The sequence below is a fragment of the Achromobacter sp. ACM01 genome (assembly GCF_014851745.1).
Taxonomy (GTDB): Bacteria; Pseudomonadota; Gammaproteobacteria; order Burkholderiales; family Burkholderiaceae_B; genus Achromobacter; species Achromobacter aegrifaciens.
Map to the genome: position 1 here is coordinate 1,016,442 of NZ_JACVAF010000003.1, position 24,298 is coordinate 1,040,739.

General features: G+C 66.8%; 19 protein-coding genes. 10 read left to right on the forward strand and 9 right to left on the reverse strand.

Annotated features, from left to right (window positions below):
* The first annotated feature begins 162 nt into the window (after positions 1–162).
* The gene (locus IB268_RS19475; protein ID WP_119449706.1) at positions 163–1,131 is read left to right on the forward strand and encodes a LysR family transcriptional regulator; all 969 of its coding nucleotides are present in this window, start codon (positions 163–165) and stop codon (positions 1,129–1,131) included.
* A 90-nt stretch (positions 1,132–1,221) separates the two neighbouring features.
* On the opposite strand, the gene IB268_RS31195 is transcribed toward IB268_RS19475, so the two are convergent.
* The 4 genes from IB268_RS31195 to IB268_RS19490 all read right to left on the reverse strand — a co-directional run bounded on the left by IB268_RS31195 (position 1,222) and on the right by IB268_RS19490 (position 3,962).
* On the reverse strand, positions 1,222–1,350 hold the full coding sequence (locus IB268_RS31195) for a hypothetical protein (RefSeq protein WP_255423380.1): 129 nt from the start codon (positions 1,348–1,350) through the stop codon (positions 1,222–1,224).
* Between the two features lie 228 nt (positions 1,351–1,578).
* Positions 1,579–2,511, reverse strand: a complete 933-nt coding sequence (locus IB268_RS19480) for a sugar kinase (RefSeq protein WP_192354654.1) — start codon at positions 2,509–2,511, stop codon at positions 1,579–1,581.
* Positions 2,504–3,154, reverse strand: a complete 651-nt coding sequence (locus IB268_RS19485) for a bifunctional 4-hydroxy-2-oxoglutarate aldolase/2-dehydro-3-deoxy-phosphogluconate aldolase (RefSeq protein WP_054457415.1) — start codon at positions 3,152–3,154, stop codon at positions 2,504–2,506. Before IB268_RS19485 ends, IB268_RS19480 begins: the two co-directional genes overlap by 8 nt.
* Before the next feature lie 22 nt (positions 3,155–3,176).
* Complete coding sequence (locus IB268_RS19490) at positions 3,177–3,962, reverse strand: IclR family transcriptional regulator (protein ID WP_192354655.1); 786 nt, start codon at positions 3,960–3,962, stop codon at positions 3,177–3,179.
* Between the two features lie 242 nt (positions 3,963–4,204).
* Between IB268_RS19490 and uvrA the strand changes: the two genes are divergently transcribed.
* From uvrA to IB268_RS19505, 3 genes are all read left to right on the forward strand, one after another.
* On the forward strand, positions 4,205–9,967 hold the full coding sequence (gene uvrA / locus IB268_RS19495; protein WP_192354656.1) for an excinuclease ABC subunit UvrA: 5,763 nt from the start codon (positions 4,205–4,207) through the stop codon (positions 9,965–9,967).
* A gap of 5 nt (positions 9,968–9,972) precedes the next feature.
* Positions 9,973–11,109, forward strand: coding sequence for an aminodeoxychorismate synthase component I (locus IB268_RS19500; RefSeq protein ID WP_192354657.1), 1,137 nt, complete (start codon positions 9,973–9,975; stop codon positions 11,107–11,109).
* 96 nt (positions 11,110–11,205) lie between these two features.
* Positions 11,206–11,838 carry an aminotransferase class IV family protein gene (locus tag IB268_RS19505; protein WP_054457422.1) on the forward strand — a complete coding sequence of 211 codons (633 nt, stop codon included), beginning with the start codon at positions 11,206–11,208 and terminating at the stop codon, positions 11,836–11,838.
* Here IB268_RS19505 and IB268_RS19510 read toward each other — a convergent pair.
* Complete coding sequence (locus tag IB268_RS19510) at positions 11,835–12,737, reverse strand: LysR family transcriptional regulator (RefSeq protein WP_054457424.1); 903 nt, start codon at positions 12,735–12,737, stop codon at positions 11,835–11,837. The two genes, IB268_RS19505 and IB268_RS19510, sit on opposite strands and share 4 nt — an antisense overlap.
* Positions 12,738–12,947: 210 nt before the next feature.
* Here IB268_RS19510 and IB268_RS19515 point away from each other — a divergent pair, with 210 nt between their 5' ends.
* From IB268_RS19515 to IB268_RS19525, 3 genes are read left to right on the forward strand one after another with little or no spacing between them, the layout of a single operon-like run.
* A complete protein-coding gene (locus IB268_RS19515) occupies positions 12,948–14,207 on the forward strand; it encodes an aromatic ring-hydroxylating dioxygenase subunit alpha (RefSeq protein ID WP_192354658.1) in 1,260 nt (419 codons plus the stop codon).
* Positions 14,208–14,209: 2 nt separating this feature from the next.
* Positions 14,210–14,683, forward strand: coding sequence for a nuclear transport factor 2 family protein (locus IB268_RS19520; protein ID WP_054457426.1), 474 nt, complete (start codon positions 14,210–14,212; stop codon positions 14,681–14,683).
* 17 nt (positions 14,684–14,700) lie between these two features.
* The gene (locus tag IB268_RS19525; protein ID WP_054457428.1) at positions 14,701–15,012 is read left to right on the forward strand and encodes a non-heme iron oxygenase ferredoxin subunit; all 312 of its coding nucleotides are present in this window, start codon (positions 14,701–14,703) and stop codon (positions 15,010–15,012) included.
* A gap of 8 nt (positions 15,013–15,020) precedes the next feature.
* On the opposite strand, the gene IB268_RS19530 is transcribed toward IB268_RS19525, so the two are convergent.
* From IB268_RS19530 to IB268_RS19545, 4 genes are all read right to left on the reverse strand, one after another.
* On the reverse strand, positions 15,021–15,851 hold the full coding sequence (locus IB268_RS19530; protein WP_192354659.1) for a ThiF family adenylyltransferase: 831 nt from the start codon (positions 15,849–15,851) through the stop codon (positions 15,021–15,023).
* Between the two features lie 799 nt (positions 15,852–16,650).
* Entirely contained in the window at positions 16,651–18,090 is a 1,440-nt protein-coding gene (locus IB268_RS19535) for an efflux transporter outer membrane subunit (RefSeq protein WP_175159402.1), read from the reverse strand.
* 5 nt (positions 18,091–18,095) lie between these two features.
* A complete protein-coding gene (locus IB268_RS19540; protein ID WP_054457614.1) occupies positions 18,096–20,054 on the reverse strand; it encodes a MacB family efflux pump subunit in 1,959 nt (652 codons plus the stop codon).
* 1 nt (position 20,055) lies between these two features.
* Positions 20,056–21,243 carry an efflux RND transporter periplasmic adaptor subunit gene (locus IB268_RS19545; protein ID WP_175181113.1) on the reverse strand — a complete coding sequence of 396 codons (1,188 nt, stop codon included), beginning with the start codon at positions 21,241–21,243 and terminating at the stop codon, positions 20,056–20,058.
* A gap of 411 nt (positions 21,244–21,654) precedes the next feature.
* Between IB268_RS19545 and IB268_RS19550 the strand changes: the two genes are divergently transcribed.
* The 3 genes from IB268_RS19550 to pdxH all read left to right on the forward strand — a co-directional run bounded on the left by IB268_RS19550 (position 21,655) and on the right by pdxH (position 24,263).
* A complete protein-coding gene (locus IB268_RS19550) occupies positions 21,655–22,863 on the forward strand; it encodes an MFS transporter (RefSeq protein WP_119452129.1) in 1,209 nt (402 codons plus the stop codon).
* A 2-nt stretch (positions 22,864–22,865) separates the two neighbouring features.
* Positions 22,866–23,528: a gamma-glutamylcyclotransferase gene (locus IB268_RS19555; RefSeq protein WP_370540026.1), complete on the forward strand. Its 663-nt coding sequence runs from the start codon at positions 22,866–22,868 to the stop codon at positions 23,526–23,528.
* Between the two features lie 105 nt (positions 23,529–23,633).
* Complete coding sequence (gene pdxH / locus IB268_RS19560) at positions 23,634–24,263, forward strand: pyridoxamine 5'-phosphate oxidase (protein WP_054457438.1); 630 nt, start codon at positions 23,634–23,636, stop codon at positions 24,261–24,263.
* Positions 24,264–24,298 lie beyond the last annotated feature (35 nt).

A 24,298-nucleotide genomic window follows, 5' to 3' on the forward strand; every position in this document is an offset into this window, starting at 1 on the left:
CCTGAAGTTTAGGGGATATGCTCGCGCGTACCGGCCCCATCGGCCTCAAATTTGCAATCAAATCTGACAAAAACTGCAATTCGCGGGACTTCGCGAAGCCGTAGTTGCCTTGGGACGCACTCCGTAGTGGCGTACACTCGGGCGGCCAAAACCGGAATGCCTATGGAAGCTTCGACCGTCCAGCTCAATGACATCGCCTTGTTCGTGGAGGTTGCCAAGCGCAAGAGCTTCAGCCTGGCGGCGCGCGCGCTGAACATGCCGACCTCGACTTTATCGCGCCGCATCAACGAGTTGGAGCGCGCCATCGGCCTGCGGTTGATCAACCGCAACACGCGCCGCCTCGACCTCACCGAAGCCGGCGCGGCCTATATGCGGCGCTGCCAGGGCCTGATCGACGAAGCCAGGTTGGCGCACGAGCAGCTGCAATCCCTGTCTGGCGGTCCGTCCGGCAACCTCCGGGTATCCATGCCCTACAGCCTGGCGATCTGGCTGTTGCCAGAAACCATCAATGATTTCACCGACCGCTATCCGGAAGTGGAATGCGAGTTCGATCTGAGCATGATGACGGCCTCCGACGCGCAAGGCACGCCGTTCGACATCGTGCTGCGCTTTGGCAGCAATGCGGATTACCCGCTGGCGTCGGCCAGCGCCGCCGATCTGAATGGCAACCGGGGCATGCACAGCGGGGCGGTCGTGCAGGAGCTGGTCTCCCTGAACAACTACCTGTATGCCTCCGACCGCTACCTGGAACGCTACGGCGAGCCCAAGACGCCGGCGGATCTCACCCAGCACCAGTGCCTGCGCACCACCATCGACGAGGCGCATTCGCACTGGACGCTGCGCCGCGGCGCGGTCAGCGAACGCGTGCCGGTCAGCGGCCACCTGGCGGCCAACAACATGAGCATCGCGGGCACCCTGGCGGGCCTGGATCTGGCGATCACGCGCATGCCGCATTGCCTGGCGCTGGAGCCCATCATCAAGCGCAATTCGCTCAAGCGGGTGCTGCCAGGTTGGTCGGTGGATCCGATCTCGATCTACGTGGTGTATCCGTCCAGCATCCAGCCGGCCAAGACCCGGGCCTTCATGGACTTCATCCGGCCCAAGCTCGGTCCGCCCCAGGACAAGAAATAGGCTGGCCCCCGCAGGACAAAAAAAAACCGCTCGGCGCACCGAGCGGTTTTTTTGATCTGGCCGAGCCTGGACTGCGGCCGGACGCGTCACTTAGACGCGCTTGATCTTTTCCAGCATCTTGAAAACGCCCTTGGGCGACGTGACGAACAAGCGCTTGAAAGCCTTGCCCAGGCAACGACGTTCCAGGGTGTTGCGACGCACGCGTTTGCGTTCAGCCATGTTGATTCTCCTGTTGAATTTGCGGAAATGTTGCCCGCACAACCGGAAACTGGGCTGGCGGAAAATTCGGGTAACTTGGCATTTTAGCCTGAAATGCCCTGACGGCGCCAGCGACGGAAAAATGCGGCGTTTCCGCCACGTTCGCGCCTGAAGCAATCAAAATGCGGGACGGAACGCCGCCCGGTCAGCCTGAATAGGCGCCCGCACCCGTCCACGCCCCTCCTGCAATCAGCCGGAAAGGCTCTTCAGCCGATCCAGCACCTGTTCCTTGCGCGGCAGCGGATCCACCGCGCCATAGCCCAGCGTGGACAAGGCCGCCGCGGCATTGGCGTAACGCACGGCGTCTTCCCAGGAGTCTCCCAGGCAACGGCGCGCCAACAGGCTGCCGGCGAAGCAGTCGCCCGCGCCGGTCGCGTCCACCGCATCCACGCGCAAGGCGGCCACGGGTACGCGGCGCTGGCCGTCGTCAATGATGGAGCCGTCCTTGCCCAGCTTCAGCACCACCACGCCGGTGGCGCCGGCATCGCGGATCCAGTCCAGCGTGCGTTCCGGATCGTCGTTGCCAGTGAGATGCTGCATATCGTCCATGCTGGGCAGGAACAGGTCGGCCGTGCGCATGGTTTCGCGCAGCACGGCGCGGGCGCGGTCCACCGGCCACAGGCGCAGCCGCAAGTTCGAATCCAGGCTGACCTGGACGCCGGCCGCGTGCGCGCGCTCGATGGCGGCGAACACGGTGTCGCAGGCGCTGGTGCTGATCGCCAGGCTGATGCCCGACACGTGCAGGTAGCGGGCGCGTTCGATCAGGCCCGAGTCCAGGCTGGCCGGCGTCATCAGGCTGGCGGCCGAGCCGCGGCGCAGGTAGCTGAAGGCATGGCCGTCGGGACCGTGCTGAACGAAGTACAAGCCGGTGTGGGCCTGCTCATCCACCTGCACGCCTGACGTATCCACGCCTTCGGCGCGCCACAAGTCCAGGAACTGCTGGCCAAAGGCGTCGTTGCCGACACGCGTCAGATAGGCGCAGCTTGCGCCCTGCCGCGCGGCTGCGATGACGGCGTTGGAGGTGTCGCCGCCAAAGCCCTGCAGATACTGGCGCTGGTCCTGATGCGTCTGGTTCAGTTCGACCAGCGGCTCGCCCAACGCGACGATATCGAAATCAGCCATGGGCGGCCTCCCGGGTGCGAACGATCTGCGCCACCAGCGCGGCGGTGTCGCGGGCAGCGAAGGCCGCCTTGTCATAGAGGTTGCTGCCGATGCCGACGATGGCGGCGCCGGCAGCGAAGTACGAGCCCATGTTGTCCTGGGTGACGCCGCCCGTGGGGCAGAAAATGGTATCCGGATACACCGACTTGAGCGCGGCCAGGTGCTTGGGGCCGCCGGTGTCTGCGGGGAATATCTTCACCACGTCCACGCCCGCGCGGCGCGCCGCCAGCACTTCGGTGGGGGTAAAGGCGCCCAGCAGGCAGAGCGCGTCGGCCGCATGCGCCAGGTCGACGATGTCGGTGGCCAGCGCCGGCGACACGAGGAAGTCCGCGCCCGCGACCAAGGCCTCGCGCGCCTGGTGCTCGTCCAGCACCGTGCCCACGCCCAGCAGCAGCGCGCTGCCGTGCTTGTCGCGCAGCGCCCGCAGCAGGTCGGTGACGCCGGGGATGGTCCAGGTCAGTTCCAGCGTGGTGCAGCCGGCGGCCACCGCAACTTCGGCCGCATAGGCGGCGGTGGCGGCGTCCGTGTAGCGCAGCACGGGGACGACCCGGGAGGCCAGGAGGGTGGAGAGCTTGGAGGCAAGAGGGGCAGCGGTTGCGGTCATGGCATTCCTTGGGGGCAGACGGTCAGGCGCCGCCGGGCGATACCGGCAGGACGGCGAGTTTGGCCGCGGCGGCATCGCGCAGCCGCAGCAAGGGTTCGATATAGGCGGCTTGCGGGTCTTCGCGCCGCCGGAACAGCAGGGTACTGACGCTGACGCCCGCGACGGGCCGTCCGGCCGCGTCGCACAAGGCTACGCCGTAGCAGACGATGCCAGCTTCGTTTTCCTCGTCGTCCGTGGCGTAGCCGCGGGCGGCGGCCGCGTCCAGCACGGCGCGCAGTTCGGGCAGGCTGGTCACGGTGCCAGGCATGCGGGCAGTCAGCGGCAATTCGCGCAAGAGGCGTTCCCGCGAGGCTGGATCCAGCGCCGCCAGGTAAGCCTTGCCGACCGCGCTGGAATGCAGCGCCACGCTGGCCCCGACGCGCGAGGCCATGCGCACCGGACCGGGGCTTTCCAGCTTGTCGATATAGGTCATCTCGTGTCCGGCAGGCACGGCCAGGTGCACGGTTTCGCCGGTTTCATCGCGCAAGGCCTGCAGGTCGGGCGCCAGCGCCGCGCGCAGGTCGAACTGCGACCAGGCCCGGCTGGCCAGCGACATCAGGCGCGGCCCCAGGCGGTAGGTGCCGCCGGTTTCGGCCACCATGCCTTGTTCGGCCAGCGCCGCGACGATGCGGTAGACGGTGGGCCGGGGATAGCCGCAGCTGCGCGCCAACGACGCGGCCGTGGGCGGCTGGGGCGCATCCGCCACCGCCTGCAGCACCGTCATGAATTTGGCGAACGCCGCGGCGCCCGGGACCTTGGTTTCCAGCAAGTTTGTCTCCAGCTAATGGCCATATGCCTTTAGCAGTGAATCTGCAGAACGTGCAACGCCGACAGCGCGAATTTCAGACGAATCTGCGATACTGTTTATTTGTACAGCTAGTGAGTTCTTGTTTTGTCCACATATTGGACTCATGACTCACAATATAGTCAATTATTCCATATCGCCGCGCTCGGAACCAGCGATGGGTTGTCGCTCGGGCAGGCCTCTCCCCTCAGGCTACGATACCGTCCATGAGCTCCCAAATTCGCATCGTTGGCGCCCGCCAGAACAATCTCAAGAACCTGGACCTGACCATCGCCACCGGCGAACTGGTCGTCGTGACCGGCGTGTCGGGGTCCGGCAAAAGTTCGCTGGCCTTTGACACCCTGTACGCCGAGGGGCAGCGGCGTTATGTGGAAACTTTCTCGCCCTATGCGCGCCAGTTCCTGGACCGCATGGACAAGCCGCAGGTGGACCGCATCGAAGGCATCCTGCCCGCCATCGCCATCGACCAGACCAATCCGGTGCGCAGCTCGCGCAGCACGGTCGGCACGATGACGGAACTGAATGACCACCTGAAGCTGTTGTTCGCGCGCGGCGCCAAACTGTATTGCCGCGGGTGCGGCAAGGTGGTGCGGCGCGACACGCCGGATTCCGTGTACCACTCGCTGGCCGAACGCGCCGCCGCCGCCGGCGATCCGCGGCTGGTGGTGACTTTTCCCATTGCCGTTCCCGCCAACTTCACCGAAGAGGAAGTGCGCGGCTTCCTGGAGCAGCAGGGCTACACCCGCGTGCACGCCGAGGAAAACGCCGCGCCGCGCACAGCCGCCCCGGCCAAGGGCGCCAAGAAGGCCAAGGCCGCAAAAGGCAGCACTGAATCACGCCGCATCCTGCACGTGGTGCAGGACCGCTTCCGCTTCGCCGGCACCGAACGCGAACGCGTCATGGAAGCGCTGGACACGGCGCTGCGCATGGGCGCCGGCCACCTGGCCGTGTACGTCATGGACGCCGAGGGCGGCAACGCCCACATCTGGAAGTACAGCGACCGCCTGCATTGCGCCGACTGCGACATCGAATACACCGATCCCCTGCCCAGCAGCTTCTCGTTCAACTCGCCCCTGGGCGCATGCGAGGCCTGCCGCGGCTTCGGCCGCGTGATCGGCATCGATTTCGGCCTGGTCATTCCGGACGAAAACAAGACCCTGCTGGAAGGCGCCATCAAGCCCTGGACCACGCCGTCGTACAAGGAATGCCAGGACGAACTTCAGAAATACGCGCCCAAGGCCGGTGTGCCGCTGGGCGTGCCCTGGAAAAAGATGAGCGAAGAGCACAAGCGCTGGGTGCTCTATGGCACTCCCGACTGGAAGGGCGGCAACGACGCCTGGAAGCACCAGTGGTATGGCGTGCAGCGCTTCTTCGACTGGCTGGAAACCAAGGCCTACAAGATGCACGTGCGCGTGCTGCTGTCCAAGTACCGCAGCTACACGCCCTGCCCCACCTGCAATGGCGCGCGCCTCAAGCCCGACGCGCTGCTCTGGCGCCTGGGCACCAAGGAAGAAGCCGACACCGTGCTGCCGCCGGAAGACGGCCGCTACAAGCGCTTCATGCCGGTGAGCGCCAACTGGAGCCGCGAGCAGCTCGACAACCTGGGCGGCCTGTCCATCCATGACGTGATGCTGCTGCCCATCGAACGGGTGCGGACCTTCTTCGACACGCTGTCGTTCTCAGGCGCGCTGGACGCCGCCACCGACTTGCTCATGACCGAGGTGCGCGCGCGCCTCAAGTTTCTGTGCGACGTGGGCCTGGGCTACCTGACGCTGGACCGCCAGAGCCGAACGCTTTCTGGCGGCGAAGTGCAGCGCATCAACCTGACCACGGCGCTGGGCACCTCGCTGGTGAACACCCTGTTCGTGCTGGACGAGCCGTCCATCGGCCTGCACCCGCGCGACATGCACCGCGTCGTCGAAGTCATGCACCGGCTGCGCAACGCCGGCAACACGCTGGTGGTGGTGGAGCACGATCCGCAGGTCATGGTCGCCGCGGACCGCATCATCGACATCGGCCCCGGCCCCGGCGAACGCGGCGGCCAGATCGTCTTCGACGGCACGCCGTCGCAATTGCGCTCGGCGCGCACGCTGACGGGCGACTACCTGGGCGGCCGCCAGCGCGTGGAAGCGCCGCGCCCCATGCCGGTGGCGGCGAACACGCCGCGCCTGCTGCTGGAAGGCGTCAGCGCGCACAACCTGAAGAACGTCTCCGTCGAGCTGCCGCTGGGCCGCCTGGTCTGCGTGACCGGCGTGTCCGGCTCGGGCAAGTCCACGCTGGTGCAGGACGTGCTCTACCCCGCCCTGCTCAAGCAGAAGGGCAAGCCATCGGAAGCGCCGGGCGCCTTCGAGCGCCTGCTGGGCGCCGAACAGATCGCCGATGTGGTCATGGTGGACCAGACCCCTATCGGCAAGACCGCGCGCTCCAACCCGGCCAGCTACGTGGGCGCGTTCGACGCGATCCGCAAACTGTTCGCCCAGGCACCGCTGGCGCGCGAGCGCGCCTACACGGCCGGCACGTTCAGCTTCAACGGCGGCGACGGCCGCTGCCCCACCTGCGGCGGCACCGGCTTCGAACACGTGGAAATGCAGTTCCTGTCGGACGTGTACCTGCGCTGCCCGGACTGCGACGGCAAGCGTTTCCGCCCGGAAGTGCTGGAAGTGCGCGTCGAGCATCTGGGCAAGAGCGCGTCCATCGATGAAGTGCTGGAGATGACGGTCAGCGAGGCGCTGGACTTCTTCAAGGGCCTGCGCGACGTGCAGACGGGCCTGGCGCCGCTGGCCGACGTGGGCCTGGAATACGTGCGGCTGGGCCAGCCCGTGCCCACCCTGTCGGGCGGCGAGGCTCAGCGCCTGAAGCTGGCCGGCCACCTGGCCGAAGCCGCGCGCAGCGGCATCTCCACCGCCAAGGTCGCCAAGAAGGGCAGCCTGTTCCTGTTCGACGAGCCCACCACCGGCCTGCACTTCGACGATGTGGCGCGGCTGATGCGCGCGTTCCGCAAGTTGCTGGCCGCCGGCCACACGCTGCTGGTGATCGAGCACAACCTGGACGTGATCCGCGCGGCGGACTGGCTGATCGACCTGGGCCCCGAAGGCGGCGACGCCGGCGGCCTGGTCATCGGCACCGGCACGCCACAGGACCTGATGGACAACCCCAAGTCGCATACGGGCGCCGCCCTGCGCGACTACGAAGTCAGCATCCTGCCGGCCGACGTGGTGGTAAGCACCGACGCCGACGCGCAGGAAGTCGAGCAGGCCGGCCTGACGGCCCGCATCGCCGAGCCCGGCGAAACCTACAACGCGGACGTCGGCCGCCCATTGCAGTCCCTGATGCGCGAGCGCCGCCAGGCCAATATGGCGATCGAAATCCGCAATGCGCGCGAACACAACCTGAAGAACGTAAGCGTGGAAATCCCGCGCGACAAGTTCACCGTCATCACCGGCGTGTCCGGTTCGGGCAAGTCCACGCTGGCCTTCGACATCCTGTTCAACGAAGGGCAGCGCCGCTACCTGGAATCGCTCAACGCCTACGCCCGCGCCATCGTGCAGCCGGCCGGCAAGCCGGACGTGGACGCCATCTTCGGCATCCCGCCCACGGTCGCCATCGAGCAGCGCACCAGCCGCGGCGGACGCAAGTCCACCGTGGCAACGATGACTGAAATCCATCACTTCCTGCGCCTCTTGTACGTCAAGCTGGGCACGCAATACTGCCCCGACTGCAACGTGGCGGTGGAGCCGCAGAACACCGACCAGATCGTGGCGCGGCTGCTGCGCGAGCACAAGGGCGTGCACATCGGCCTGCTGGCGCCGCTGGTCACGGCCCGCAAGGGTTACTACACGGACCTGGCCAAATGGGCCGGATCCAAGGGCCACTCGCACCTGCGCGTGGACGGCGAGTTCATTCCCGTGGCCCCGTGGCCGCGCCTGGACCGCTACAAGGAACACACCATCGAACTGCCGATCGCGGACGTGGTCGTGGATCCGGCCAACGAGGCCGAGCTGCGCGCGGCGGTCAAGAACGCGCTGGAAAACGGCCAGGGCGTGATGTCCGTGGTCTGGCCTGTGAACAAGCTGCACGAGGCGCTGGACAGCGACCTGCAGCAGCAGCACTTCTCGGTCAAGCGCGCCTGCCCGTCCTGCGGCACCAGCTTCCCCGAACCGGATCCGCGCCTGTTCTCGTACAACTCCAAGCATGGCTGGTGCACGGGCTGCTACGGCACCGGCCTGCAGCTGCAAGGCTTCGATGAAGAGCAGACCGGCGAGGAAACCGCCTGGAACGCGTGGTACGAAGGAGAGGCCAAGGTCTGCACCCAGTGCGATGGCGACCGCCTGAATCGCGTGGCCCGCGCCGTGCGCTGGCGCGACAAGTCCATCGCCGAACTCGCCTCGCTGCCGGTGTCGGACGCGCATACCTTCTTCACCGGACTGGTGGCGCGCGGCCGCGAAGGCGAGATCGCCCGCGACATTCTCACGGAAATCCGCGGACGCCTGAACTTCATGCAGGAAGTGGGCCTGAACTACCTGGCGCTGGACCGGGCCGCGCCGACGCTGTCCGGCGGCGAAGCGCAGCGCATCCGCCTGGCCGCGCAGCTGGGCTCCAACCTGCAGGGCGTCTGCTACGTGCTGGACGAGCCAACCATCGGCCTGCATCCGCGCGACAACCGCATCCTGCTGGACGCGCTGGCGCGCCTGGAAGGCAACGGCAACACGCTGGTGGTGGTGGAGCACGACGACGACACCATCCGCCGCGCCTCGCACATCATCGACATCGGTCCGGGCGCGGGCATCCGCGGCGGCCGCGTGGTGGCCCAGGGCAGCGCGCAGGACCTGATCGAAGCGCCCGAATCGGTCACTGGCCGCTACCTGGCCAAGCCCTTGCAGCATCCTCTGCAAGGCCGCCGGCCGGTCGAGGCCGACACGCCCATGATCGAGATCAAGGGTGCGCGCCTGCACAACCTGCGCAGCGTGGACGCGAAGATCCCGGTCGGCCGCCTGAGCGTGGTGACCGGCGTGTCGGGCTCGGGCAAGTCCACGCTGGCGCGCGAAGTGCTGCTGGACAATCTGATGCAGGCCGTGTCGCAAGGCAAGGCGCCGGGCTGGGCCGGCTGCGACAGCATCAAGGGCTGGGAAGCCATCGACCGCGTGCTGGAAGTGGACCAGACCCCTATCGGCAAAACGCCGCGCTCCTGCCCGGCCACCTACGTGGGTTTCTGGGACGACGTGCGCAAGCAGTTCGCCGACACCCGGGAATCGCGCATGCGCGGCTGGACCGCGGCGCGCTTCTCGTTCAACACCGGCGACGGCCGCTGCCCGATCTGCGAAGGCCAGGGCATGCGCACCATCGAGATGAACTTCCTGCCGGACGTGAAGGTGCCTTGCGACGCCTGCAACGGCGCGCGCTTCAACAACGACACCCTCAGCGTCCAGATGCGCGGCAAGAACGCCGGCGAACTGCTGGCCATGGAAGTGGACGACGCCATCGGCTACTTCGCCGCGCATCCCAAGATCCATCGTCCCCTGCAGCTGATGCAGGACGTGGGTCTGGGCTACCTGACGCTGGGGCAGCCCTCGCCCACGCTGTCAGGCGGCGAAGCGCAGCGCATCAAGCTGGTGACCGAGCTGTCCAAGGCCCGTCTCACCGACGGTCTGATCAAGACCGGCCGCGCCTCGCGCATCCCGCATACGCTGTACGTGCTGGACGAGCCCACCGTCGGCCTGTCGATGGCCGATGTGGAAAAGCTGATCCACGTGCTGCACCGGCTGGTGGAAGCCGGCAATACTGTGGTGGTGATCGAGCACAACCTGGACGTGATCGCCGAAGCCGACTGGCTGCTGGACCTGGGCCCCGAAGGCGGCACGGGCGGCGGCAAGCTGGTGGGCGAAGGCTCGCCCGAACACGTCATGACCCTGAGCGACCATTCCCATACCGGGCGGGTCCTGAAGGAATTCCTGGCACATCAACAGCAGTAAGAAGCATGGAATGTCGCTTTGAAGACCGGCTGGCGGGCCGCGCGCTGCGATTCGAGGGCTTGTGCTCGCGGATCGAGGCGCGCTGCGCCGCCGAGGTCGCCCCGGCCCTGGCCGCCATCGAGGCGCAGCGGCAGCAGGGGCGCTGGATCGCCCTGTTGCTGGACTACGAACTGGGCGAATGGCTGTTGCCCGAAGCCGCATTGGCGCCGCCCGCCGGCCCCTGGACGCCGCCGCGCGACGACGCCAGGCCACGCCTGACGGCGCTTGCATTCGAAAGCAAGCACGACGAAGCGCCCTGGGACGCGCCGGATGCAGGCAGCGCGCCAGCCGCCATCAGCCTGCCCGCGCCGCGCATGACCGAGGTCGACTACGTGCGCCAGATCGAAGCCATCCGCGGCCTGATCGGCGACGGCGAGCTGTATCAGGTGAACTACACCCAGCCGCTGGACCTGCAATTCCAGGGCGACGCGGCCACCCTGTACCGGCGCATCGCCGCCCGCAACCCGGTGGCGCACGGCGCGTTCATCCAGGACGGCGAACGCACGGTGCTGTCGTTTTCGCCCGAACTGTTCGTGCGCCGCGACGGCCCGCGCCTGACCACGCGCCCGATGAAGGGCACGGCCCCGCGCGACCCCGATCCGGCCGAGGACGAACGGCTGGGCCAGGCGCTGCTGGCCAGCGAAAAAAACCGCGCCGAAAACCTGATGATCGTGGACCTGCTGCGCAACGATCTGGGCCGGCTGGCCGAGCCGGGCTCGGTGCGGGTCGACGCGCTGTTCTCGCTGGAGCGCTATCCCACCGTCTGGACCATGACGTCCACAGTGTCGGCGCTGGCGCCGCACGCCTCGCTGGAAGAGGTGCTGCGCGCGCTGTTTCCCTGCGGCTCCATTACCGGCGCCCCCAAGGTCGCGGCCATGCGCCGCATCCGCCAGATGGAAACAGCGCCGCGCGGCCTGTATTGTGGCAGCATCGGCTGGCTGGCGCCGGACGGCGACTTCTCGCTGAACGTCGCCATCCGCACCCTGGTCCTGGACCACGCCGGCCACGGCATCTATAGCGTGGGCGGCGGCATCGTGCACGATTCCGACCCGGCCGAGGAATGGCAGGAATGCCATTGGAAGGCCCGGATCTTGCGGGCCTGAGGCCACAGTCCGGATGTCCGGCGCCCCTGCGCGCCGGCCGCCATCGGTAGTAGGATAGAGCGCGGCCGCAGCGCGCCTTTACGCCAGGAGAGTCCCATGCAACCCGAACTGATCGAGACCATCCTGGTCGATGCCGAACGACGCGTGCCACTGCTGGGGCGCCACCTCAAGCGTCTGGAAGCGTCCTGCAAGGCCCTGGGCTACGGCTGGGGAGGCCGGGCCGTCGAAGCCGACATCATGATCACCGCGCTGGGCCTGGCCACGCCGGGGCCGCACCGGCTGCGCCTGCTGGTGGCGCGCGACGGCAGCCGCAACATCCAGACCGCGCCGCTGCCGCCCCTGCAACCCGCACAGGAAGCCATGCTGGCGCCCGAAGCGCTGCGTTCATCCGAACCGCTGCTGCGCTACAAGACCACCTACCGCCCCTGGTACACCAAGACCATCGAATGGCTGCCGTCGCATCCGCACATCTTCGATCTGCTCTACCTGAATGAGCGCGGCGAACTCTGCGAAGGCAGCCGCAGCAACGTTTATCTGCGCCTGGATGGCGACTGGTACACGCCGCCCGTGGACAGCGGCTGCCTGCCCGGCGTGCAGCGCGCCGAACTGCTCGAAACGGGCAAGGTGGAAGAACGCGTCCTGACCCTGGCCGACCTGCATGCCGCCGAGGAAATCCGCCTGTCCAATGCGCTGCGCGGCTGGTTTCCGGTAACGCTGCGCGACACTTAATCCGCAAACTCGTCGACCACCACCTGCCGCAGCCACTGATTGGCGGGCTCGCGGTGGTTGCGGGCGTGCCAGAACACATTGATGACGGACTCCGGGATCTTCACCGGACAGGGCGCGGTTGCCAGGCCGAACGGACCGCAGGCGCAGTCGGCAAAGCGCTGCGGCACCACGGCAATCATGTCGGTGGCGGCCAGCACCGGCCCCACCGCAATGAAGTGCGGCACCGTCAGGCGCAGGCGCCGCCGGATGCCGGCCTGCCCTATCACCTGGTCGACCACGCCGTGGCCGGTGCCTTCCGAGGCGATGGCCACGTGCTCGGCCGCGCGGAACTGCCGCGCCGAGACCCCGGTGCGCGCCAGCGGATGGTCGCGGCGGAAGATGCACACATAGGGCTGGCGGAACAGCAGCCGCTGGAAGAAGCCGCTCTTCAAATCGGGCAGGAAGCCCATGGCCAGATCGATGCGGCCGCGCTCCATCTCGTCCTTCACGTCGATCGAGGTGGTGCGCACGGTGCGCACCGTGACGCCGGGCGCGGCGCGGTCCAGCGCGCGCATCAGCCGCGGCAGGAAATAGGTCTCGCCCACGTCGTTCACGCCGATCACGAAGGCACGACCGCTATGCGCGGGGTCGAACGCGGCGCGCGCGTTCAGGGTGCTGTGCAGCGCCTCCAGCGCGGCGGCGATGGGCTGCGCCAGATCCTGCGCGTAGGGCGTGGGCACCATGCCGCGCGAGGTCCGCAGGAATAGCTCGTCGCCCAACAGCTTGCGCAACCGGCCCAGCGCATTGCTGACGCCCGGCTGCGAGATGCCCAGGCTCTCGGCCACGGCCGACACCCGGCCGTGCTTGCGCAGTTCGTTGAAGACGACCAGCAGGTTCAGGTCCACGTCTTGCAGGTTCATGGGCTGTCTCCACCAATATTGATTCTGGTGATTTATCTCATCAAGCAGATTCTATTTATTTATTTCACCTTCTGCCCGATGATGCAAAAAACGCCAGCGCCCATGCCGCGCCGGCTCTGCTGGATCGCGCCCGCGGTCCGCCGAACCAAGGAGACACGCCATGCGTACCTGTACGCTGTCCGCCGCCGCGCCCTGTCGCCGGAGCGGATCATGAACGCCCCCGAGCAGCCCATCCAATTCGCCCCGCGCTGGCAGGACGACGGATCCCACCGCATCCCCTTCGGCGTCTACACCGACTCCGCCCTGCATCAGCGCGAAATGGAGCGGTTCTTCTACCGCGCGCACTGGAGCTACGTGGGCCTGGAGGCCGAGATCCCCAACTCTGGCGACTTCAAGCGCACCGCGGTGGGCGAACGCTCGGTCATCCTGCTGCGCGACAACGACGGCCAGGTGCGCGTGGTGGAAAACGTGTGCGCCCACCGCGGTGTTCAGTTCTGCCGCGAACGTTCGGGCAACCGCAGCGAATTCGTCTGTCCGTACCACCAGTGGAACTACGACCTGCAGGGCAATCTGATCGGCGTGCCGTTCCGCCGCGGCGTCAAGCAGGACGGCAAGGTCAACGGCGGCATGCCGCCCGACTTCAACCCGCAAGAGCACGGCCTGACCAAGCTGGCCGTGGCCTGCCGCAACGGTGTGGTGTTCGCCTCGTTCGACCACGACGTCGAGCCGCTGGAGGATTATCTGGGGCCGGACATCCTGCATTATTTCGACCGCGTCTTCGACGGCCGCGAACTGGTGATCCACGGCTACAGCCGCCAGCGCATCCCCGGCAACTGGAAGCTGATGCAGGAAAACATCAAGGATCCGTATCATCCGGGCCTGCTGCACACCTGGTTCGTCACCTTCGGCCTGTGGCGGGCCGACAACCGCTCCGAGCTGAAGATGGACCGGCACTTGCGCCACGCCGCCATGATCTCGACGCGCGGCCAGGGCGGCAAGGGCAGCGTGACCAGCGGCGTGTCCAGCTTCAAGGAGCAGATGTCGCTGAACGACGACCGCTTTCTCGACATCGTGCCGGAGCCCTGGTGGAACGGCCCCACCGCCGTGCTGATGACGCTGTTTCCCAGCGTCATCATCCAGCAGCAGGTGAACTCGCTGTCCACGCGCCACATCCAGCCGGTGGGCCACGACGCCTTCGACTTCGTCTGGACGCACTTCGGTTTCGCCGACGACACGCCCGAGATGACGCGCCGCCGGCTGCGCCAGGCCAATCTGTTCGGCCCGGCGGGCTTCGTGTCGGCGGACGACGGCGAGGTCATCGAGTTCTCGCAATCCGGCTTCGAACAGAAGCCCTGGCACCGCAGCGTGGCGGAACTGGGCGGCAAGACCGCCGAAAACACCGACCACATGGTCACGGAAACGCTGATCCGCGGCATGTACGCGTATTGGCGTCGGGTCATGGAGGCCTGACGATGCTGGACTTTCCCCTCTACTACCAACTGACCTGCCTGTACAACGACTACGCCGCCGCGCTGGACGCGGAACAATGGGAAAAGTGGCCCGAGTTTTTCCTGGAAGACTGCGTGTACAAGGTGCTGCCGCGCGAGAACCACGAGCGCGGCTATCCGCTGGCAACCATGTCCTTCGAAAGCCGCGGCATGCTGAAGGACCGCATCTACGGCGCCACCGACACCATCTTCCACGATCCCTACTACCAGCGCCACGTGGTGGGCGCGCCGCGAGTGCTGTCGGTACAGGGCGACCGCATCGAGTCCGAGGCCAACTACGCCGTGTTCCGCACCAAGCCCAGCCAACTGACCACGGTGTTCAACGTGGGCCGTTATCTGGACGTGGTCCGGCGCGGCCCCGACGGGCTCAAGTTCGAATCGCGGCTCTGCATCTTCGACAGCGAGCTGGTGCCGAATTCGCTTATCTACCCCATCTGAGAAAGGACACGACAGCAATGAGCACGCAATGGATCAAGGCCATCGCGCGGGACGAGGTGCCTGAAGACGACGTCATCGCCGTGCAGGCCGGCGGCCGCGAGATCGCGCTGTATGGCGTGGACGGCGAGGTCTACGCCACCGCCAATCTCTGTACGCACGGCAATGCGCGGCTGTGCGACGGTTTTCTGGAGGGGCATGAGATCGAATGCCCGCTGCATCAGGGGCGCTTCGACGTGCGCGACGGGCGCGCGCTCTGTTCGCCGCTGCGCGAGAACATTGCCGCCTATCCGGTCAGGATCGAGGACGGCGTGGTGTTCGTGGCGTTGTAGCGTCTTTGTCAGACCGCGAGGCGCAGCGCCTCGTTGGCGGCCGCCATGCCCATGGTGGCCGTGACGGTCACGACCGAGCCATAGCCGGCGCAGGACAGGCCTTGCGGCGCCAGGGTCTGGCCCGAAGCGCCCATGTCGTCCTCGCCTTCCGTGGGGCGAGTCCAGGCGTCGGGCAGGATGGCGGGCTGGTCGAACCATAGGGCATGGATGCCCATCTTCGGCACGCGCTTCAGTGCTTTGCCGTTCTGATCGGAAGCTCGCGGAAAGCCGTGTTCGCGGCGCAGCTTGTTGCGCAGCTTGGACAACAGTGCATCGTTGACCGCAGCCGACAGGTCGCCGGCGCGCAGGGCCAGCGGATCGGTCTTGCCTCCAGCGCCGCCGCACAACAGCATGGGCACGCCGATTTCGCGCGCATGCAGGATCATCGCGATCTTCGCCGCGGCCTGGTCGGTGCAGTCGATGATGACCGAATACGGGCCGGGCAGGACCTGGGCGACGTTCTCGGGCGAAACGAAGTCATCCACCCGCGTCAGCCGGCATTCCGGATTGATCGCCAGCACGCGCTCGGCCATGGCATCGACCTTGGATTGGCCCAGCGTCTCGGTCAAAGCGTGGATCTGCCGATTGACGTTGGATTCGGCGATGTGGTCCAGGTCGATGAGCGTCAACGCGCCGACCCCGCAGCGCGCCAGGGCTTCGACGGTCCAGGAACCCACGCCGCCCAGGCCTGCTATTGCCACATGGGCGTTGCGCAGGCGGGTCGGGGCTTCGGGGCCGTAGAGGCGGGAAAGACTGCCGAAGCGGCGGTCGAGGTCGGCTTGGGGTTCTGGGGTGTTCATGAGGGCGTATTTTATTGCAGGCGGGTGTTGGGGGACGGGTGCTGGTTCTTGAGACGCCTGGCACGGCGGCGCCCGGGGTGGCGCGGGGCAACGATTGCGGTCCGGAGCGTTCGCTCCGGACTTCCCCTGCGTCATCCTCGTCACCGCCTCCGGCGGTTCCTTCGGATTCCCTCGGGCTTATCGACGCCCCGCGCCACCCCAGGCGCCGCCGCGCCAGGCTCTGCTGATTGAATCTTGCCGGTCGCTGGGACGGGTGGTGTGCTTGGCGTTCTTCTCCCCGACGAGGAAGAGAGAAAGATCTTGCGGGGACGCCAAAGACGGCCGCGCGGGCGGCCTTCTTTGGCATATGGTTGCAGTCAGTTGTACGGATGGCGCTGCGCGCGGGTGCAGGCATGCACTCATATGCAATCCGTCGCCCAGCAACGATTCCTGCTCAAGCGCAGATCATCATCAGCGCACAGCGGCATCACCAATCGCAAGACGCCGCGTAAGCCCCAAAAGGCCGCCCGGGCGGCCGGCCTGGGGCGGGCCCCGCAAGACCATCGCCCAACCCCCACCGTCGGCGAGAATCCTACGAAGACCAGTCACCCCAGCTGACGCCAAGTTTCAAAAGCGGAGTCTGGCGCGTCGGTGCGCTGGGGCGCGCGGGGCGTCGATAAGCCCGAGGGAATCGGAAGGGAAGGCCGAAGGCCTGGACGACGATGACGAAGGGGGGGGGCCGCCGAGGCAAGTCCGGAGCGAACGCTCCGGACCGCAATCGTTGCCCCGCGCGCCCCAGCGCACCGACGCGCCAGACGGATTAAGAACCCGCCGCTGCGCCAGCAGCAGACTCAGCAGCGCCACCGCCAACAACATCATCCCCCCCGAGCGCCTGATAAACCGTCACCTGATTCACCAACCGATTCAACATATTCTCATCCCTCGAAACCTCAGCCACCCGCCGCTTCTCCTGCGCATCCAGCCAATCCTTCAACGGCACCGCTCCCGCCCGATAGCGCACTTCGTACAGTCGCTCAGCCTCGCGCGCCGCGCGCAGAGACGCGTCCAGCTGCTCTGCCTGCAAGCGCAGTTGCGTGCGATTGGACAGCGCGTTTTCCACGTCCGCCATCGCCTGGTACAGCGCCTGCCGGAAATTCACCACCCGCTCTTCGTAGTCGGCCTTGGAGATCTTGATGTTGAGCTGCATCTGGTTCCATTGCAGGAACGGCAGCGTCAGCGCCGCCCCCAGCGAGCCCACCGGGTTCTTCAGGACATCGGACAACGTGGGGCTCGAACTTCCCAAGGCGCCGGTCAGCGTCAACGGCGGGTAGAAGCTGGCGCGGGTTGCGTCGACGGTGGACAGGGACTGGCGCAGGCGCAGCTCGGCGGCGCGCAAGTCGGGACGGCGGCCCAGCAGGTCGGCCGGCACGCCGGCGCGCGCTTGCGGCAAGGGATAGCCCGGCAATCGCGCCGGGTCGGCCATCATGCGGTCCGGCGGGCCGTCGAACAGGATGGTCAGGGCGTTGGCGTATTCCACCCGTTGCTGCACCAGCAGCGTATGAGCGGCTTCCTGGCTGGCCACGGTCTGTTCAGCCTCGGCCATTTCCAGCGCCGACGCGCCGCCCGCCGCGTATTGGGCGCGCACCAGGTCCTGCGTCCTGCGTGCGTACGCGATGCTCTCGGCGCTGCTGGCGATGCGCTGGTTGATGAAGGCGGTCTGCCAGTACAGCGTGGCCGTGGTGCCCACCAGGGACAGCGCGGCACTCTGGCGGTCCTGCTCGGTCGCCAGCGCATCCCACTGCGCCGCGTCGCGCTGGCTGGACAGCTTGCCCCACAGGTCCACTTCGTAGCTGACAGTCAACTCCGCCGCGTTGGTCCGAGAGATCGCGCGATCGCCGTACAGATTGCGGTTGCGCGTCACATTGGCGTTGCCGCCCAGTTGCGGCAGCAGCTTGTCCTCGGTGATTCCAGCCTGGTACTGCGCCCGGCGCACGCGGATCGCGGCGGCGGCCAGGTTGTTGTTGCGCGCCAGCGCGGCGTCGACCAGGCCGTTGAGCGTCGGGTCGTTGAAATTGCGCCACCACTGGCCGCCATCGGCCAGCGGCCCGGCCTGGAAGTCGCCTGCGGGCGCATGGGTCCAGGCGGCTGGAATGGACGTCAGCGGCGGCTCGTAGTCGGTGTGCAGCAGGCTGCCGCAGCCGGCCAGGGCCAGCAGCAGCGCCAGGGCGGCAGGTTTGCAGATCAGGGAAACCGCTTTCATCTTCCTCATTCCCGGGCCAGGGCCTCGACGGGATCCAGGCGCGCGGCATTGCGCGCCGGCAAATAGCCAAAAAGCACACCGATCAGCGTCGAGCAGCTGAACGCCGCCACCATCGATGTCGTGGAATAGATCATCTGGAACGACCCGCCCGTGGCCTTGGACACCAGCACGCCCAGCCCCAGGGACAGCACGATGCCGATGGCGCCGCCTATCAGGCACACCAGCACCGCTTCGATCAGGAACTGCTGCATGATGTCGCTGCGCCGCGCCCCCACCGCCATGCGCACGCCGATCTCGCGGGTGCGCTCGGTCACCGACACCAGCATGATGTTCATGACGCCGATGCCGCCGACCATCAGCGAGATCAGGGCAATCATGGACACCAGCAGCGTCATAGTGGCGGTGGTGCGTTCGATGGTCTTGCGGATCGCGTCCGTGTTGAACACGAAGAAATCCTTGGTCACGTGGCGCCGCGTCAGCACGCGCACGATGGCCTGCTCCGCCGCGGCGGGCGGCGAGGCGTCATTGACGCGCACCGTGATGCTTTTCAGATGCTGCTGGCCCAGCACGCGCGACAGCGCCGTGGTGTAGGGGACCCACACGTTCAACGAATCATTGCTGCCGAAGACGGTTTCCTTCTTTTGCGTCACCCCGATCACGCGCGCCGGCATCGACCCCAGGAATACCACCTGCCCGATGGGCTCGGTATGCGAGCCGAACAGCTTACGCCGGGTGGCGTCATCGATCACCACTTCCTGCGCACGCCGCAGCACGCTGGTCTCGTCGAAGAACTTGCCCTGGGCCAGCTTGATGGCGCGCACGCGGAAATATTGCTCGCCCACGCCCTGGATCACGCCGGTCACCGACACGTTGCGATAGCGCAGCGTGTTGCTGGTGGATACTTCCGGGGTGACGCTGTCCACATAGGATTCGCGCGCCAGGGCGTCGGCGTCGGCCGGCACCAGGGTGCGGATATTGACGGCCTTCTCGTCGCCGAAGTCCTTGCCCGGAAAGATCTCCACCGTGTTGGTGCCGATCTCGCTGATGTCGTCCAGGATCTTGCGGCGCGAGCCTTCGCCCAGCGCCACCACCGACACCACGGCCGCGATGCCGATGATGATGCCCAGCATCGTCAGCGAGGTGCGCAGCCGGTGCGCATTCATCGCCAGCAACGCCATGCGCAAAGCCTCGCGGCAACGGTCCAGGTAGGCCTGCCACACAGGCCGCGCGGCCAGCGCCGGCGCATCTTCCTTGACGCGTTCGCGCCGCGGCGCGTCGGGATTGCGCTTGTCGGCGACGATCTCGCCGTCGCTGATCTCGATGATGCGCTGGGCGTGGCGCGCCACATTCATATCGTGCGTGACGATGATGATGGTGTGGCCGGCCGCGTTCAGTTCTTCCAGGATGCGCAGCACTTCCTGGCCGGTGTGCGTATCCAGCGCGCCGGTCGGCTCGTCGGCCAGGATGATGTCGCCGCCGTTCATCAGCGCCCGCGCGATGCTGACGCGCTGCTGCTGGCCGCCGGACAGTTGGCCGGGCCGGTGCCCGGACCTGTCGCCCAATCCCAGCCGCTTGAGCAGTTCATCGGCGCGTTCCAGGCGCGCCTCGCGCCGCTTGCCGGCGTAGACGGCCGGCACCTCGACGTTGCCCTGCGCGGTCAGATCGGACAGCAGGTGGTAACGCTGGAAGATGAAGCCGAAGTGCTCGCGGCGCAGCTCGGCCAGTTCGTCCGGGTCCAGCTCGCCCGTGCTGCGCCCGTCGACCCGGTACTCGCCGCGGGTGGGGCGATCCAGGCAGCCCAGGATGTTCATGAGCGTGGACTTGCCCGACCCGGACGCACCCACGATCGCCACCATCTCGCCGGCCTCGATAGCCAGGTTGACGTCCTTCAGCACCGCGATGGTCTGTTCGCCCGCGGGAAACTCGCGGCGCACGCCCGTAAGCGATATCAAAGGCCCGCTCATGTCAGGCCCCCGGCGCAGCCGCGGCCGGCGCGGCATCCGCCGACACGACGCGCTCGCCCACCTCCAGCCCTTCCAGCACCTGCGCCTGGACGTTGTTGTTCATGCCTATCCTGACCTGGCGCGTTTCGGTCTTGTTGTCCTTCAGGACCACGCGCACGGCGTAGCGGCCGTCCTCGCCGCGCTTGCCCAGCGCCGAGGCCGGCACCACGACCGTGTTCTTGGCCTCGCCCAGCACGATGAAGACCTGGGCGGTCATGGAGATGCGCAGCTTCTCGTCCGGATTGGGCACGTCGAACAGGCCGTTGTAGTAGACGGCGGCGGTGGTGGAGCTGCCGCTGGTCGATCCGGTAAGCGAAGACGCCGCGTCGTCCTTCTGCACGGAATCCGGCGCCGGCTCCACGGCGCGCAGGGCGGCGCGGTAACGCTCGTCGGGTTCGCCCAGGATGGTGAAGTACACCGGCAGGCCGGGCTTCACGCGGGTCACGTCGGCTTCCGAGATCTGCGCCTTGATGGTCATGGTGTCCACCTGGGCCACCTTGATGATGGTGGGCGCGCTCTGGATCGAGTTGACGGTCTGGCCTTCCTTGGTCACCACCGCGACCACCATGCCGTCGATGGGCGAGACGATGCGCGTATAGCCCAGGTTGACCCGGGCGGTGTCGACCTGGATCTCGGCCTGCGCGATCTGCGCCTCCAGCGAGGCGATTTCGGCGCGGGTCACGCCCAGCGTAGCCTCGGCGCTCTCGTAGGCCTCGCGCGAACTGGCGTCGGCCGCCAGCATCTGCCGCTGACGGCGGAAGGCCAGCTCGGCCTGCTTCAGCGTGGCGACCTTGGCGGCCCGCTCGGCGCGCCGGGTCTGCAAGGCGGCCTCGGCGTTGCGCAGCTCGTTCTGCTGGGTCATGTCGTCGATCTCGGCGACCAACTGGCCCTTTTTGACGCGGTCGCCCAGCGCCACCTTCAGGGATTTGAGCTGGCCGGTAGCCTGGGCGCCGACGCTGACGCGTTCGATGGCGTCGATGGTGCCGCTGGCCAGCACGCTGTCTTCAAGGTCGGCCCGGGTGACCTCGGCCACCGCGAAAGTGGGCGGCGGCGGCGCGGAAAAGAATGCGGCGCGCACGCCGAACCCGGCTAAAAGCAGAAAAACGGCGATCAGGGCGTAGCGCTTGAACTTGCTGCGAGACTTTTTCATTGAACCTGTCGGATGTGGCGCTGGAAATCGAGCCAGCGCCGGTATTGCGAATTGCGGACCGGACAAGGGGAGGCTTGCCCACGCTGCCTGCACATCCTAAACGTCTAGTGCGTCCGAACCATCGACGATCTGTGGCGAAACGGTGAAAAACAGTAAAGCGGAACGGAACGTCAAGGTCCGCGTGATTGTTCCGTTGCATGAACGATACAACGCTTTGTCCGTCACCCACGCAAGCCCTCGCACGCAGATGCGGCGAACGTGCCGCCATCTTGCGCCATAAGCATGCGACTTCGCCCCTAGATAGCCGCCATCATGCGATTGGCGCCAAAATACGTTTGCGGCGCTGCAAAACAGCAGCGCCTCGACATAGGGCGACGATATGGCCAGAATGAACGCAGTTACGCCGTATCCGTGTCCACTTCTCATAGATCCCCCTCTTCGTCACCCAGTTCCCCAGAATTTTCCGGGGCGGTGCTTTTGTGCCTGCTGGCCATGATGAATCACGTGGCGCTCACTGGGGGACGGATCACGGTTTCCCTCACTGCGCTGCAGATGGGGCTGTCGACCTTCAAGGTGGGCACGCTGGTCGCGGTGTTCGCGGTGCTGCCCATGCTGTTCTCTGTGCGCGCCGGCCGCTGGGTCGACCGGGTCGGCATTGTGCGGCCGCTGGTCATCGGCACGGCCCTGGTCGCCTCGGGCACCGCGCTGCCCTTCATCTCACAGACCCAGTTCGCCCTGCTGATAGCCTCCTGTTGCATCGGCATCGGCTTCATGTTGCATCAGGTCGCCACGCAAGACCTGCTGGGCCACGCGGAACCGGCTCAACGGCTGCGCAATTTCTCCTTTATGTCGCTGGCGCTGGCGGGGTCCGGATTCTCGGGCCCGCTGATCGCCGGGCTGGCGATCGACCATCTGGGCACGCGTCTGGCCTTCGGCCTGCTGACCTTGGGTCCGTTGCTTTCGGCGGGCGGCCTTTATGTCTTGCGTCACCAATTGAAGGCGGTGGATTCGCAGCTGTCAGGTAAAAAAGAGGCTGAAAAGCGGCGCGTTACTGAATTGCTGGAAGTGCCGGCATTGCGCCGCATCCTGATGGTCAACACGATTTTGTCCGGCGCGTGGGACACCCATTTGTTCGTCGTGCCCATTTTCGGCGTCGCCATCGGCCTGTCGGCCACCACCATTGGCGTCATTCTTGCGTCCTTCGCGGCGGCTACTTTCGTTATCCGCCTGATATTGCCCTTCATCCAGCGCCGTGTGCGGTCCTGGACGCTGGTGCGGGTAGCGATGGCGACAGCCGCCATTGATTTCATGCTTTACCCGCTGTTCACCGACGTTAACGTCCTGATCGTGCTGTCTTTCATCCTCGGTCTGGCCCTGGGCTGCTGCCAGCCGAGTATGCTTTCCCTGCTGCACCAGCATTCGCCGCCGGGCCGCGCCGCCGAGGCCGTGGGCCTGCGGATGGCCCTGATCAACGGCTCGCAGGTGTCCCTGCCGTTGACCTTCGGCGCGCTCGGTGCGGTAATTGGCGTTGCCCCCCTCTTCTGGGCGTACTCTGTGGCCCTGATGGCCGGAGGCTGGGCCAACCGCAATCCCCCGATCGAATCTGAACGCAAAGCGTAGCCGTGAACATGCAGTCCTCTCCTCCCGCCGCCGGCAATTCCGGCGCCAGCCTGCCCTTTCGTCTTTGGACTGCGCAAGAGCGGCAGGAATCACTGGACGAGGCGCTGCGCCACTGGCAATCGGGCGAAGACGTGTGGGTCTACGGCTACGGCTCCCTGATCTGGCGGCCCGACTTCGACTTCGTGGAGCGCCGGCTGGCAACGCTGCGCGGCCACCACCGGGCGCTGTGCCTGTGGTCGCGGGTCAACCGCGGCACCCCGGAATGCCCGGGTCTGGTATTCGGCCTGGACCGGGGAGGCTCCTGCCGCGGGGTGGTCTACCGCCTGGCGGGCGACCAGGTGCCAACCTATTTCCCCGCGCTCTGGGAGCGCGAGATGTCCACTGGCGCCTATCTGCCCCGCTGGATCAACTGCGCCACCGATACCGGCACCGTGCGGGCGCTGGTCTTCATCATGAACCGGGACAATCCGGCCTACATCCGCGCCCTGCCCGAACCCGAGCTGCTGGCCATCGTGCGCCGCGCCGCCGGACGCTATGGCCCCTGCACCGAATACGTGATGCAGACCGCCCAGGCGCTGCGCGCCGCCGGCATCCATGACGCCCGCCTGGACGCCATCGCGCGCCGGCTGGAGCTGGACGGGCACACCCTGCCGGAAGGCGCCTGAGGCCCGGCCTCGGGAAATCTTGCCTGCGCCCTGAGCGGGGTCAATGAGGGTACCGCCTCCCAGGCGGTATAAACTCCTTGTTATCAACGCTGAACTACTAGCCCCATGTCCGTCTCTGATCTGCGTCAAAGCTACGACAAGAACGTGCTGCTCGAAGGCCAGGCCGCCGCCTCCCCGTTCGAGCAGTTCACCCGCTGGTTCGACGAGGCCCTGGCCGCCAAGGTCCCCGAACCCAACGCCATGACCCTGGCCACGGTGGACGCCAGCGGCCAGCCCAGCGCGCGCATCGTCCTGATCAAGGGCTTCGATGAGCGCGGGTTCACGTTCTTCACCAATTACGAATCCCGCAAGGGCCTGGACCTGCAGGCCGAGCCGCGCGCCAGCCTGCTGTTCTTCTGGCAGCCGCTGGAACGCCAGGTCCGCATCGAAGGCGTGGTCGAAAAAGTGGCCGGCGACGAGTCGGACGCCTACTACCACAGCCGCCCCGCCGGTTCGCGCATCGGCGCCTGGGCCTCGCGCCAGAGCCAGCCCATCACCCGTGAAGAGCTGGAAGCCCGCGAACGGGAATTCCGCGAGCGCTTCGGCGAACAGCCACCGCGCCCGCCGCACTGGGGCGGCTACCGCCTGAAGCCCACCGCCTTCGAATTCTGGCAAGGCCGGCCTTCGCGCCTGCATGACCGCCTGCGCTATGTCGCCGACGGCCAGGCCTGGAAGATCGAACGCCTGTCGCCTTGATGCCGGGCGCCGCGCGCCCGCCCCCAATTAACGAT